10 protein-coding genes are annotated in these 13,995 nt (G+C 34.2%); 8 read left to right on the top strand and 2 right to left on the bottom strand.

Annotation, left to right across the window (positions count from 1 at the left end):
* Positions 1-125 precede the first annotated feature (125 nt).
* Positions 126-2,039: a glucosamine-6-phosphate deaminase gene (gene nagB, locus IEV84_RS12245; protein ID WP_188494637.1), complete on the top strand. Its 1,914-nt coding sequence runs from the start codon at positions 126-128 to the stop codon at positions 2,037-2,039.
* Positions 2,040-2,245: 206 nt separating this feature from the next.
* On the opposite strand, the gene IEV84_RS12240 is transcribed toward nagB, so the two are convergent.
* Together IEV84_RS12240 and IEV84_RS12235 are read right to left on the bottom strand one after the other, a co-directional pair.
* The gene (locus IEV84_RS12240) at positions 2,246-2,959 is read right to left on the bottom strand and encodes a LytR/AlgR family response regulator transcription factor (protein WP_188494557.1); all 714 of its coding nucleotides are present in this window, start codon (positions 2,957-2,959) and stop codon (positions 2,246-2,248) included.
* 61 nt (positions 2,960-3,020) lie between these two features.
* Entirely contained in the window at positions 3,021-4,079 is a 1,059-nt protein-coding gene (locus IEV84_RS12235; RefSeq protein WP_188494556.1) for a sensor histidine kinase, read from the bottom strand.
* Between the two features lie 128 nt (positions 4,080-4,207).
* Between IEV84_RS12235 and IEV84_RS12230 the strand changes: the two genes are divergently transcribed.
* From IEV84_RS12230 to IEV84_RS12200, 7 genes are all read left to right on the top strand, one after another.
* Complete coding sequence (locus tag IEV84_RS12230; protein WP_188494555.1) at positions 4,208-6,451, top strand: GH92 family glycosyl hydrolase; 2,244 nt, start codon at positions 4,208-4,210, stop codon at positions 6,449-6,451.
* 75 nt (positions 6,452-6,526) lie between these two features.
* On the top strand, positions 6,527-8,404 hold the full coding sequence (locus tag IEV84_RS12225; RefSeq protein WP_188494554.1) for a sodium:solute symporter family protein: 1,878 nt from the start codon (positions 6,527-6,529) through the stop codon (positions 8,402-8,404).
* Between the two features lie 159 nt (positions 8,405-8,563).
* Positions 8,564-9,529 carry a glycoside hydrolase family 130 protein gene (locus tag IEV84_RS12220; RefSeq protein WP_188494553.1) on the top strand — a complete coding sequence of 322 codons (966 nt, stop codon included), beginning with the start codon at positions 8,564-8,566 and terminating at the stop codon, positions 9,527-9,529.
* 18 nt (positions 9,530-9,547) lie between these two features.
* Entirely contained in the window at positions 9,548-10,606 is a 1,059-nt protein-coding gene (locus IEV84_RS12215; protein ID WP_229732676.1) for a sugar-binding protein, read from the top strand.
* 33 nt (positions 10,607-10,639) lie between these two features.
* Positions 10,640-11,764, top strand: a complete 1,125-nt coding sequence (locus tag IEV84_RS12210) for a glycoside hydrolase family 18 protein (protein WP_188494551.1) — start codon at positions 10,640-10,642, stop codon at positions 11,762-11,764.
* Between the two features lie 30 nt (positions 11,765-11,794).
* On the top strand, positions 11,795-12,892 hold the full coding sequence (locus tag IEV84_RS12205; protein WP_188494550.1) for a family 10 glycosylhydrolase: 1,098 nt from the start codon (positions 11,795-11,797) through the stop codon (positions 12,890-12,892).
* Positions 12,893-12,905: 13 nt separating this feature from the next.
* Positions 12,906-13,925, top strand: a complete 1,020-nt coding sequence (locus tag IEV84_RS12200) for an isoaspartyl peptidase/L-asparaginase family protein (RefSeq protein ID WP_188494549.1) — start codon at positions 12,906-12,908, stop codon at positions 13,923-13,925.
* Positions 13,926-13,995: the final 70 nt, after the last annotated feature.

Raw genomic sequence — 13,995 nt, 5'->3', positions numbered from 1 at the left:
AACACAACTTTAAGTTTATAATTATGTCTTTTGGCGAAGACCAATAGTTATTAGTCGAATTTTTAATTCTAACGAATACTAAAGTTTTAATTTTATCCTATAATAATAAACCAATGACTGTTAAAATGATAAAAGAAGGTATAAGTTATAGAGAAGCGGGAAAGTTTGAAGAAACACGTTTTGAGAAAATTCACAATGTAATTTTTGATTCCTCTAAAGAAGCTTCCGTATTAGTAGCACATGAAATTGCCAACTTAATTCAGCGAAAAGAAGAATTAGGCGAACCTTGTATTTTGGGATTAGCAACAGGATCTTCTCCCATAAAAGTATATGAGGAATTGGTTAGACTACACAAAGAGGAAGGCTTGAGTTTTGCCAATGTGGTTACTTTTAACTTAGATGAATATTATCCAATGGATAAAAGTAATATTCAGAGTTACCATTATTTTATGCACGAGCATCTTTTTAATCATGTCAATATTCTTCCGGAAAATATTAATATTCCCGACGGTAATGTAAGCAGTGAAGAATTGCAACAATACTGTATTGATTATGAAATGAAGATTAAATCGTATGGAGGATTGGATTTTCAATTGTTAGGAATTGGCAGAACAGGACACATTGGATTTAATGAACCGGGTTCGCATATTAATTCAGGTACCCGAAGCATTACACTAGATCATTTAACACGTGTGGATGCTGCTCCGGCATTTTTAGGAATTGATAATGTTCCCAGAAAAGCCATTACCATGGGTATTGGTACCGTAAGAGCCGCTAAAAGAATCGTTCTGTTGGCCTGGGGAATCAGTAAGGCCGATATTTTAAAAAGTACTATTGAGGGCGAAATGTCATCTCAGGTTCCGGCTACTTATTTGCAAGAACATAACAATACCACTTTTGTTTTAGATACCGAAGCTTCGTCTGAATTAACCCGTGTAAAAACACCTTGGTTAGTAAAACCTTGTGTTTGGACTGACGAATTGAAGTTAAAAGCGGTTGTCTGGTTGAGCGAATTGACTAAAAAACCAATTTTGAAATTAACCGACAAAGATTATAACGACAACGGAATGTCGGGTTTATTAGCAGAAGAAGGAACAGCATATAATTTGAACATCAAAATGTTCAACCAATTGCAGCATACCATTACGGGTTGGCCGGGAGGAAAACCGGATGCCGATGATACTTACAGGCCGGAACGTTCCAATCCTTCAAAAAAGAGAGTGATTATTTTTAGTCCGCATCCTGATGACGATGTGATTTCGATGGGAGGAACTTTTGACCGATTGGTAGAACAGGGGCATGAGGTACATATTGCTTATCAAACCTCAGGAAATATTGCTGTTTCTAATGAAGAAGCGTTGAAATTTGCTGAAGTTTCATCAGTTTTAAATTCAGCATCAAATGAGTCCAATAGTATTATCAATTTCTTGAAAAACAAGGGAAAGAATGATATAGATTCTATCGAAGTGAGACAGTTAAAAGGATTAATCAGAAGAAGCGAATCATTAGCGGCTACACGTTATTTAGGGGTTCATGATTCTAATGTACACTTTTTAAATTTACCATTCTATGAAACCGGAACGGTAAAAAAAGGCAATCTTACCGAAGCCGATATTAAAATTATGTGTGATCTTATTGATGAAATCAAGCCGCACCAAATTTATGCCGCAGGAGATTTAGCCGATCCGCACGGAACACATAAGGTGTGTTTGGACAGTTTGTTTGAAGCTTTAAAACAATTAAAACACAATAGCTACATGGATGATTGCTGGGTTTGGTTGTACCGTGGTGCCTGGCACGAATGGGAAACCTACCAAATTGAAATGGCAGTTCCTATGAGTCCGGATCAGGTACTTAAAAAGCGTCATGCTATTTTTTACCACCAGTCTCAAAAAGACGGTGTAATGTTTCAAGGCGATGACAGCAGAGAATTTTGGGTTCGAGCCGAAGATAGAAACAGAGCCACCGCAAAAAAATACAATGATTTAGGATTAGCTGAATATGCTGCAATTGAAGCATTCAAGCGTTATCATTTTTAAGATTAAGTTGATGGTTGAGTAAATTAGTTTATTTTTGGTTATTTACTAAGTTACCCTGAAAAAAATGCAACCTTTTTTGGTTGCATTTTTTGTTTTTAATAGTCGTTGACTTTAATCAACGGAATTTATGTTTACTATTGAATTGGCTTTAGCCAAAAGTGATGTTATTTGGTTAAAGCCAATAAATGGAATTTATAAAAGCAGTATTAAATTGCCGAATTTAATATTCGTTGTTTTACTTCATCAATATACGATCTTCCTATAACGTATCTTAAACCTTCAATTTCGATGCTATTTCCTTCTACAGCGTCAATTTTATCAATAGCTACAGTGTAAGAACGATGGATTCTGATAAAATCTCTTTCGGGTAATAGATTAGTGAAATCAGATAAGGTGCTGTGGATGATGTATTTACCGGAAAGGGTGTTGATTTTTAAATAATCTTTCAAACTTTCGATAACTAAAATTTCATCCAGAAAAATCTTTTTCATTTTCTTTTTGTCAATTTTGACAAAAATAAACGGATGTTCTTTACTGTTATCCTGAGGTGTTTTATGGCTTGTATCGAGTCTTTTGTTGATTTTGTTGACTGCTTTCATCAGCCTTGGAAACTCGATGGGTTTTACTAAGTAATCCAAAACGTCCAATTCGTAAGTTTCTATCGCAAATTCATCATAAGCACTTGTGATGATAAGCAACGGCGGATTTTCCAGACTTTTTATAAAATTAATACCATCCAAAACCGGCATATTGATGTCCAAAAATATAGCATCGACAGTATTGTTTTTTAAAAAATTCAATCCTTCTATGGAATTGCTGAATGAATTAACTAATTCTAAATCTTCAATTTGTTCGATATAGTTTTTAATTACATTAATTGCTAATGGCTCATCATCTATTATCAGACATTTAATTTTCATTTTATTATAATTTTATAAGAGTCAAAACAATTCAAAAAAGAGGGAAGGGGAATAAAATTATTTAAGAAACTCTAATTTTAAGCTTAATCACAAAAATATTGTTTTTATTTTTAATTGATAGCTTATAATCGTTTTTGTTGTACCCTAATTCGAGTCTTTTTTTTACATTTTCAATTCCTATACCACTTGACTTGTTAAAATTATCTACATGTATAGTTATGGCAGGCATGGGGTTTGAAACCGAGAAATAGAGAAAATCTCCTTTGATTTTGAAATTGATGTCTATTTTTACATGTCCGACATTTTTATTGACACCGTGCTTGAAAGAATTTTCAATAAATGTGAGTAATAACATTGGTGAAATTTCTTTATCCTGTATATCACCTGAAATGTACATATTGACTTCCAGTCTTTCATCATGTCTGATTCGTTCTAAGTCTAAGTAGTTTTGAATGCAGAGAATTTCATTTTCTAAGGTTTGTTTTTTACTCTGCGTTTCATAAAGCATGTAGCGCATTAACTCCGATAATTTCAGGATAATTTTAGGTGTTTTATTCGATTTTTCGACCGATAACGAATAGATATTATTCAATGTGTTAAAGAAAAAGTGCGGGGAAATTTGGGATTTTAAAAATAATAATTCGGTTTCCAAATTGGATTTTTCTAAATCCGTAACTCTTTTATGTTCTTTTATAAAGTCTAAAGTGATTTTAATAGCAGTTACAAAAGTAATTACATAAAGTTCGCCTATCATCATGTCCACGGTATAGTTTAGTGATAGTTCTTTTATATTTTCAGGACCTTCCGGCCATACATTGTGACTAATTAATAAATAGGTAAGATTGAATTTTATTAGCACCATGCTAAACAAGGCAATCAATAAAATAATTACATAAGAAATATACTTTTTTTTATAGACTAAATTAGGCATGAGCACTAAAATATTCAAATAACACAATGTCATGTGAATAGGAAAACCGAGTAAATTAGATTTTAATGAATACAGATAGTCATTAAAATAACTTCCCCATCTAAACGTGTTAAATACAAAGTAGCTTAACCAAAAGATAACATGGTAATGCAGCGGGATTTTATGAAACTTGCTTGAATTGAAAATCATTGTTTGGATTTTTAGGTTTCTAGTACCTTTTTGTGGTGTTTAGCTTTGTTTTTTTGTTGTCCGTCTAAAAATATTTAGACTGCGGTCAAATTTATATAAATTTAATGTTAAATTTAAGAATATCGTTTATGAAGAATATTGCTTTGGTTGTTTTAACTGCAGTTTTGCTCTCGAATTGTAAAACAAAAAGTGAGAAAATTAACAGTAACAATGAAGATTTAATAAATTTTGTTGATCCATTTATAGGAACAGGAGGCCATGGACATACTTATCCGGGCGCGACGGTTCCGTTTGGAATGATTCAGCTGAGTCCTGACAACGGAATTTCCAGCTGGGACTGGTGTTCCGGATATCATTATTCGGATGCTGTTGTTGCCGGTTTTAGTCATTTGCATTTAAGCGGAACAGGTATTGGCGATTTAGCTGATATTCTTTTTATGCCAACCAATAAAAAATTAGATCTCACTACAAAAACAACTTCAAGAGATCAATTCCCTTATAAATCATCTTATAGCCATACTAACGAAAAAGCAAGTCCGGGATATTACCAGGTTTTTCTTGAAGATCCTAAAATTAATGTCGAATTAACGGCTTCACAACGCACCGCTTTTCATAAATATACATTTGCAAAAAATGACAAACAATCCGTAGTTATTGATCTTGGTTTTGCTATCAATTGGGATAAAGCCTTAAAAACCGGAATTACAATTGAAGACCAATACACTATAAGCGGATATCGTTTTAGCACGGGTTGGGCAAAAAATCAGAAAGTATTTTTTGTGGCTAAGTTTTCAAAACCAATTTCAGAAACTGTTTTATTAGCCAATAAGCAAATTGTTACAGCAAATAAAACGGAAGGCGAAAATACATCAGCCCAATTATTTTTTGACGCGAAAAATTCAGAAGAATTATTGATAAAAGTCGCTTTATCATCGGTAAGTGTGGCTAATGCCAAAGATAATTTAGATGCTGAAAAATTGACTTTCGACAACACAAAATCGGATGCAGCTAGCATTTGGAATTCAGCTTTAAACAAAATTGAAGTCGAAACACCAATTGATTCTCTTAAAACTATTTTTTATACAGCTATGTATCATGCACAAGTTGCACCGGTTACTTACAGCGATAAAAATGGACAATTCAGAAAAGAAAATGATGAGATAGCTACAGCAAAAGATTATACGGCTTATTCTACTTTATCACTTTGGGATACTTTTAGAGCCGAAAATCCTTTATTGACTTTGCTGGCTCCGGACAAAGCTTCAGACATTGTAAACTCTATGTTAGCGTATTACGATACCAAAAAAATATTACCTGTTTGGACATTATATGCTAACGAAACCAATACTATGACAGGTTATCATTCGATACCTGTAATTGTCGATGCTTACTTAAAAGGAATAAAAGGTTTTGATGCCGAAAAAGCATTCGAAGCTATGAAAACGACCATGATGCAGGACGAACGCGGATTGAATTTCTACAAAAAATACGGCTTCATTCCTTATAATTTATTAGACGAATCAGTAACAATTACTTTAGAATATGCTTATGATGACTGGTGTGTAGCGCAAATGGCAAAAGCCTTAGGTAAAAATGAAGATTATCAGTTTTTTACAAATCGTTCTAAAGCGTATCAGCATTTATTTGATTCTAAAACAGGATTTATGAGAGGAAAAGCAGCAGATGGAAAATCCTGGAATGAACCTTTCGATCCTAAACATTCCAATCATAGAGAACATACCGATTATACCGAAGGAAATGCCTGGCAGCACAGCTGGTTTGTACCTCATAATGTAGATGAATTTATTGCATTGCACGGAAGTAATGAGTTGTTCTCAAAACGTTTAGAACAGCTGTTTACAGAAAGTTCAGAAATTACAGGAAATAATGTTTCGGCAGATATTTCAGGATTAATTGGTCAATATGCTCACGGAAACGAACCGAGTCATCATATTGCTTATATGTTTAATCATGCCGGTCAGCCTTGGAGAACGCAATATTGGGTACGTCATATTTTAGATACGCAATACAATACAACGCCCAACGGTTTAAGCGGAAATGAAGATTGCGGACAAATGTCAGCCTGGTATGTTTTCAGTTCTATGGGATTATATCCGATGAATCCTGCTTCCGGCGAGTATGAAATAGGAAGCCCAATTTTCGAAAAAGCAAAAATCAATCTTGAAGGAGGAAAATCATTTGTAATTGAAGCAGAAAATGTTTCTGATAAAAACTTTTATATCCAGTCAGCAACACTTAATGGTGTTCCATTTAATAAAACAGCAATCTCACACCAACAAATAATACAAGGCGGAATTTTACATTTTGTAATGGGATCAGAACCTAATAAAAGTTGGGGATTAAAAAAGTAAACAGAAAGCATTAAAAAACTAAGGACTAACAGCTAAGGACTAAGCACTAAAACTAACTAATAAAAACTAAAATTAATGAACATCATTGACGTATCAATAATCGTAGCCTATATTTTCCTCTCGGTAGGAATAGGAATCTGGATTTCCAGAAAAGCATCAAAAGGACTTGATGATTATTTCCTTGGTGGAAAAACAATCAAATGGTATTTCTTAGGTTTGAGTAACGGATCAGGAATGTTTGATGTTTCGGGAACTTCATGGATGATTGGGGTATTATTTTTATACGGAGTAAAAAGTTTCATGTTTATGTGGCTTTGGCCAATATGGAATCAGATTTTCGTGATGATGTTTCTGGCTGTCTGGATCAGAAGATCAAAAGTAATGACCGGTTCAGAGTGGATTTTAACCCGTTTTGGAAGTGACAGAGCCGGAAAAGCATCGCATATTATCGTGGCTATTTTTGCTATTATTTCGACTATTGGTTTCATCGCTTACTTTTTTGAAGGAATCGGAAAGTTTGTAACTATTATTCTTCCGTGGGATTTAACGCTTTATTCCGGCGATTTAATTTTACTGACCTCTGAGCGTTCTTATGCTTTAATCATTATTCTTTTAACTACCATTTATACTGTAAAAGGCGGAATGTTTTCTGTTGTAGCTACAGAGGTTGTTCAATATTTAATTATGATTGTAGCAGGAGTTTTAATTGCGGGTTACGCTTTTATCAATTATACGGATGTTCAAATCAACTCGGTTATAACCGAAGAGTGGAAAAATGTTTTCTTCGGATGGCAATTTGAAACCCAGTGGAGTGATAAGTTTCAAACTTTCAATAATTTGATAGATTCTGAAGGTTATAAAATGTTTGGTGCTTTTATTGGAATGACCTTATTCAAAGGTTTCTTTGCCAGTATCGCAGGACCAACACCGAGTTATGATTTACAAAGGGTACTTTCTACTAAATCAGTAAAAGAAGCGGCTTACATGAGCGGTTTTACCAATCTGATTTTATTCATTCCAAGATATTTATTGATTACTGGAATTGTGGTAATTGCATTGGTAAATTTAGCACCGGAATTAAACGCTAATGCGGCTTTAACCGGAGCCGATTTAGAATTGTTAATGCCAAAAGTGGTGAATCTATATATTCCAGTTGGAATAAAAGGAATTCTATTAGCTGGTTTATTAGCAGCTTTTATGTCCGGATTTTCAGCTTTCGTAAATGCAGGACCCGCTTATATTGTAAATGATATTTATAAAAAATATTTCAAACCAGTTGCTACAAACGAGCATTACATTAAAGTAAGTCAGATTTCATCTTTCCTTGTAGTTGGTTTGGGAGTTTTTATGGGATTCTTTGCTGATTCTATTAATTCCTTAACACTTTGGATTACGAGTGCCTTATACGGCGGTTATGTAGCAGCTAATTTCCTAAAATGGATTTGGTGGCGTTTTAACGGCTGGGGTTATTTCTGGGGAATGTTCGCCGGATTAATTGTAGCTTCTTTACAATTTGCTTTAGGTCAGGCCAAAGGAAGTTTATCCGAAGGATCATTTTTATATGATTTAGCACAAGTACAAGCTATTTATCTATTTCCAATAATATTTGGTTTCTCTATTTTGGGGTGTCTTTTAGGCACTTTTTTAAGCAAACCAACAGATATAGAGGTACTAAAATCTTTCTACACTAATGTAAGACCTTGGGGTTGGTGGAATCCGGTTTACAAAACATTAAAAATTGAAGATCAGTCTTTCGAAAAAAATAATGATTTCTGGAAAGATATGTTGAATTGTGTAATCGGAATTGTGTGGCAGTCCAGTATGATCTTGCTTCCAATATTTTTCATCATCCGAGATTATCCAAAAGCAATTGCAGCCTTAACAGTGTTTTTAGTCACCACTACAATATTAAAATTTACCTGGTTAGACAAGGTGAGAAGAATTGAAGATTAAACAGCAATTTGTCATTGCGAGGAACGAAGCAATCTCATCCAGAAACTCGACAAAGATTGGCGAATTTCTAGGAGGAGTTACTTGTGAAGATCCTTCCTTCGTCAGGATGACCAGGTTAAGAAAATATAACAAAAAAACAATAAACAAAAAACAAATAAAATGAGCAGTATTCCTTGGCAAGACAGACCCGAAAACAGTAATGATGTAATGTGGAGATATTCTGAAAATCCAATTATTGACAGATACGCTATACCATCATCAAATAGTATTTTTAATAGTGCAGTTGTTCCTTTTGAAGACGGATTTGCTGGTGTTTTTAGATGCGATAACAAAGCAGTCCAAATGAATATTTTTGCTGGTTTTAGTAAAGATGGTATCAATTGGGAGATCAATCATGAACCCATTGTAATGCAATCTGGAAATACTGAAATGATCGAATCAGCTTATAAATATGATCCTCGTGTGGTTTTTATTGAAGATCGCTATTGGATTACCTGGTGTAACGGCTATAACGGACCAACAATTGGAATTGGATACACATTTGATTTCGTAGAATTTTTTCAATGCGAAAATGCCTTTTTACCTTTCAATAGAAATGGTGTTTTGTTTCCACAAAAAATAAATGGAAAATATGCGATGTTGAGTCGTCCAAGTGATAATGGACATACACCTTTTGGAGACATTTGGATTAGTTACAGTCCGGATATGAAGTATTGGGGAGAACATCGTTTGGTTATGAAACCAAGTCCTTTTGAACAAAGTGCCTGGCAGTGTACCAAAGTAGGAGCAGGACCTATTCCAATTCTTACCGATGAAGGTTGGTTAATGATTTACCACGGTGTAATTAATACTTGTAATGGTTTCCGTTATGCCATGGGTTCAGCACTTTTAGATGTTGATTCGCCAGATCAGGTTAAATACAGAACACAGCCGTATTTATTAGGACCAGCAGAAATTTATGAAATGGTTGGAGATGTTCCTAATGTAGTTTTTCCATGTGCCGCTTTGCATGATACAAAAGAAGATAAATTAGCCGTATATTACGGTGCAGCAGATACAGCAGTAGCAATTGCTTTTGGGAAATTAAGTGAAGTAATCCAATTTACAAAAGATAACAGTTTATAGAAAAGTATGGTTGTAAAAATGAAATACTTAGCACTTGTATTCGGATTAATTTCTGTAATTGGTTTTGCCCAATCCAAAAAAGGAATTGTGCCAAAAAACTATGTGGCTTATAAAACTACAGAAAAAATTACAATCGATGGCGACGATTCGGATGCTTCCTGGTCAAAAGTAGATTGGTCAGAACCTTTTATTGATATCGAAGGAGTTGAAAAACCAAAGTACAATACTCAGGTAAAAATGCTTTGGGACGAAACCAATTATTACATCTTAGCTAAAATGGAAGAACCACATGTTTGGGCAACTTTAAAACAGCGCGATACTATTATTTTTTACAACAATGATTTTGAAGTTTTTATTGATCCTGATGGTGATACTTTTAACTATTACGAATTAGAAATCAATGCTTTAAATACGGCTTGGGATTTGTTTTTAACCAAGCCTTATCGTGAAAAAAATGTCGTTCTAAATGATTGGAATAATACAGGATTACAATCGGCGGTAAAAATTCAGGGAACCTTAAATAATCCTGCTGATACTGACGAAGGTTGGACTTTAGAAATTGCAATTCCATGGGCTTCATATCAAAAATCTTTTGGAGAAGATAATGTTCCAAGAGATAAATTTTGGAGAGTTAATTTTTCCAGAGTCAATTGGCAACACGATATTGTAAACGGGAAGTACGAACGTAAAAAAGATGCTTCAGGTAAATATTTACCGGAATACAATTGGGTTTGGTCACCACAGGGAGTTATTAACATGCACGAACCTGAAAAATGGGGTTATGTATATTTTACTTCTCAAGAAATTGGAAACAAAGTAAGTTTTATAATCCCTCAGGATGAGAAAATTAAATGGGAATTGTTTCAGTTGTATAGAGCTCAAAAACAATATTTAGCCAAAAATAAAAAATGGGCAGTAACAATTAATCAATTAACAAAAAGTGAGATTAAAGTTGGTACAAATGTTATAACTCCTAAATTAGAGAACCATAGTTTTGGTTGGAATATATCAGTAAAAAGTCCTTTTTCAAGTAAAACTTTTATCATCAAAGAAGATGGTCAGTTTATTGAAAAATGATATCGTTAATGAAAATTAAAGCATAATAAAAGAATGAAATTAAGTCTTTACATAGTGATTATCAGTTGTTTTTTTGCTTGTTCTACTTTAGAAACTAAAAAGAAGAGCAAAGCAGAGGATACTAAAATTATTGGGTACGTGGCAGGTTATGAGGATTTTGATCCAGCCAAGGTTGATGCAACTAAATTAACTCATGTTAATTATGCTTTTGCAAATATTGTAAATGGCAACGTTCAATTTGAATTAGCTACTGATGATGCTAAAATCAAAGCATTGATGGGACTTAAAAAGCAGAATCCTTCTTTGAAAGTTTTATTTTCAATCGGTGGATGGGTTTGGTCTGATCAGTTTTCTAATGTTGCTGCTTATCAAAATTCGAGAGAACAATTTGCAAAAAGTGCAGTGCAATTGATGAAAAAATACGGTTTTGACGGAATTGATATTGATTGGGAATTTCCGGGACAAAGGGCGGAGGATAATGTGTTCAGACCATCCGATAAAGAAAATTTCACGCTGTTACTTGCTGAATTAAGAAAGCAATTAGAAATACAAACCACTTTAGATAAAGTTCATTATTTATTAAGTATTGCTTCGGGAGCTGACCAAAATTATTTGGATCACACCGATTTAAAAGCGGCTCAAAAATACCTGGATTACATTAATATCATGGGCTATGATTTTTATAACGGTTGGATGTATCAAACCGGTCATCATGCTAATTTAAATGTTTCAAAATTTGAAAAATTCGGTGGAGATAATTTAACTAAAACAGTTGATGCCTATTTGAAGACAGGAATAACTGCCGATAAAATCGTTGTTGGGATTCCTTTTTACGGAAGAAAATGGTCTAAAGTAAATCCACAAAATAACGGTTTGTATCAATCGGCGCAAACGGGTGCTGAGATTATTGCTTATTGGAAAATTAAAGAAGAAATAGCTACCGGAAAATACAAACAGCTTTATGATGAGTCGGCAAAAGCTTCTTATTTGTGGAATGAAAAAGAGGGCATTTTTATATCTTATGAAACACCAAATGAGATTGAATTGAAAGCAAATTTTATTAAAACTAAAGGTTTAGGTGGAGCCATGTTTTGGGAATATAGTCTGGATAATAAGCAGGAATTACTGAACACGCTTTTTGAAAACATGAAAAAATAGTTTTAAGACTAACATACAGAAAAATTAATTATGAAATATATTCAACTATTATTTTTAGGATTAATCATCACGGCTTGTTCGAATAAAATAATCCAAAATTCAGAAGTGAAACATAAAGCAAAAGATTTTGAATTTGGAGTTTGGATTTCGGCCGATGCTAAACGTAGTGACGAATCTTATAGTGTTGAATTTAAAAAATACCATGAGGCCGGAATTGACGAAGTTTTAATTAATACAGGTACAAGTCCTGAGTTGTTAAAAAGATTAGTTCCATTGGCTAAAAATGAAGGATTACGAGTTCATGCCTGGATTATGACGATGAACCGACCAGGAGATCAAGTTGCCTTACAACATCCGGATTGGTATATGGTGAGCCGCAGCGGTAAATCCTGTTTTGATGATCGTCCGTATGTAGATTATTATCAGTGGTTGTCACCAAGTCATCCGGAAGCTCGCCAGCATATTTATGATTTATTAGAAGGACTGGCTAAAGTAGAAGGAGTAGAAAGTGTCCACTTGGATTATATCCGTTACCCTGATGTGTTTTTACCAATTGGTTTGTTGCCAAAATATAATTTGGTTCAAAATACTGAATTACCAGATTATGATTTTGATTATTCAGATGCCAGTGTCAATGCATTTATAAAGGAATTTGGTAGAGACCCAAGAAAAATCGAACATCCTGAAATTGATATGGAATGGAAGCAATTTCGTTTGAACCAAATTAAAAATGTGGTCAATCATGCTTATGAAATTGCACACAAACACGGAAAAAAATTAACGGCAGCGGTATTTCCTTATCCGGAAATGGCTGACCACATGGTGCGCCAACGTTGGGACAAATGGAATATCGATGAAGTGTATCCCATGATTTATCATAATTTTTATAATGAAAGAATGAATTGGATTGGTTTTGCAACCCAACAAGGTGTAACCGATTTGAAAGGGAAAAACACTAAACTGAATACAGGGATTTATGTTCCGGGAGTAGAAACAGAAGATGAATTGAGAAAAACGATTCTTTTGGCTAAAGAAAATGGTGCTTCAGGAGTTACTTTTTTTGATGGACCAGCTATTTCTGATGCTTATTTAAAAGTGATTGCAGCAACTAAAGAAAGTTTAAAATAAAAAAATCATAGTCATGTCAAACAGAAGAGATTTTATAAAAAAGACAACTTTAGGTACACTGGCAGTTAGCTCTGTTTTTGGATTAGAAGCTGTAGCTCAAAATACAGAAAATCAAAAGGAAACTTTGGCTGTAAAAAAAACTAAAAAACCTGTTGTCATTTCAACATGGAATCATGGTTTGCCTGCTAATGCTGAGACCTGGAAAGAATTAAAAGCCGGAAAATCAGCTCTGGATGCGATTGAAGCCGGAATGAAAATCCCCGAAGCTGATCCAAAAGTAAGAAGCGTAGGTTATGGAGGTTATCCGGATCGTGAAGGAAAAGTTACGCTGGATGCTTGTATTATGGATCACAACAGCAATTGTGGTTCGGTATCTTTTTTACAAGGAATTAAACATCCGCTTTCGGTTGCAAAAAGAGTGCTCGAAAATACGCCGCACGTTATGTTATCTGGTCAAGGCGCATTGCAATTTGCACTTTCAGAAGGATTTAAGGAAGAAAATTTATTAACTCCCGAATCAGAAAAAGACTGGAAAAAATGGTTGGAGGAATCTAAATACAAACCTGTAATTAATATTGAAAATCATGATACCATTAGTATGTTGATGATTGATGAAGACGGAAATCTTTCCGGAGGATGTACCACAAGTGGTGCCGCCTGGAAAATGCACGGTCGTGTAGGCGATTCGCCTATTATCGGAGCCGGACTTTTTTTAGATAATGAAGTTGGTGCAGCTGCGGCAACAGGATTAGGAGAAGCCGTAATCAGAACAGCTGGAAGCGCAATGGTGGTCGAATTAATGCGTCAGGGAAAATCACCTTATGAAGCTTGTAAAGAAATCACTGAACGTATTTATAACAAACATAAAAACCATAAAGACATGGAATATCTGCAGGTTGGTTTTATCGCTTTGAATAAAAATGGTGAGCACGCTGGGTATAGTTTGCGCTCTGGTTTTAACTATGCCATTTGTGATGACGAAAAAGGGAATCGCATGGAAGATGCCAAGTTTAAAATGAACTGGGATAAATAATTTAATTCGATTTATTAAAACAGAAATAATAGCTATTTAAAATATACAGAAGCCTTTAAATAAATGATTT

Source organism: Flavobacterium palustre (assembly GCF_014639535.1).
GTDB classification, from domain to species: Bacteria; Bacteroidota; Bacteroidia; order Flavobacteriales; family Flavobacteriaceae; genus Flavobacterium; species Flavobacterium palustre.
The sequence above is the reverse complement of the archived record's forward strand: the minus strand, read 5'-3'. Positions and strand labels throughout refer to the sequence as shown.

Bases quoted from the DNA above. Each gene is read 5' to 3' on its own strand.
- IEV84_RS12235 (WP_188494556.1), bottom strand. From the start codon at position 4,079: ATGATTTTCAATTCAAGCAAGTTTCATAAAATCCCGCTGCATTACCAT.
- IEV84_RS12210 (WP_188494551.1), top strand. From the start codon at position 10,640: ATGAAATTAAGTCTTTACATAGTGATTATCAGTTGTTTTTTTGCTTGT.
- IEV84_RS12215 (WP_229732676.1), top strand. From the start codon at position 9,548: ATGAAATACTTAGCACTTGTATTCGGATTAATTTCTGTAATTGGTTTT.
- nagB (WP_188494637.1), top strand. From the start codon at position 126: ATGATAAAAGAAGGTATAAGTTATAGAGAAGCGGGAAAGTTTGAAGAA.
- IEV84_RS12230 (WP_188494555.1), top strand. From the start codon at position 4,208: ATGAAGAATATTGCTTTGGTTGTTTTAACTGCAGTTTTGCTCTCGAAT.
- IEV84_RS12220 (WP_188494553.1), top strand. From the start codon at position 8,564: ATGAGCAGTATTCCTTGGCAAGACAGACCCGAAAACAGTAATGATGTA.
- IEV84_RS12200 (WP_188494549.1), top strand. From the start codon at position 12,906: ATGTCAAACAGAAGAGATTTTATAAAAAAGACAACTTTAGGTACACTG.
- IEV84_RS12240 (WP_188494557.1), bottom strand. From the start codon at position 2,959: ATGAAAATTAAATGTCTGATAATAGATGATGAGCCATTAGCAATTAAT.
- IEV84_RS12205 (WP_188494550.1), top strand. From the start codon at position 11,795: ATGAAATATATTCAACTATTATTTTTAGGATTAATCATCACGGCTTGT.
- IEV84_RS12225 (WP_188494554.1), top strand. From the start codon at position 6,527: ATGAACATCATTGACGTATCAATAATCGTAGCCTATATTTTCCTCTCG.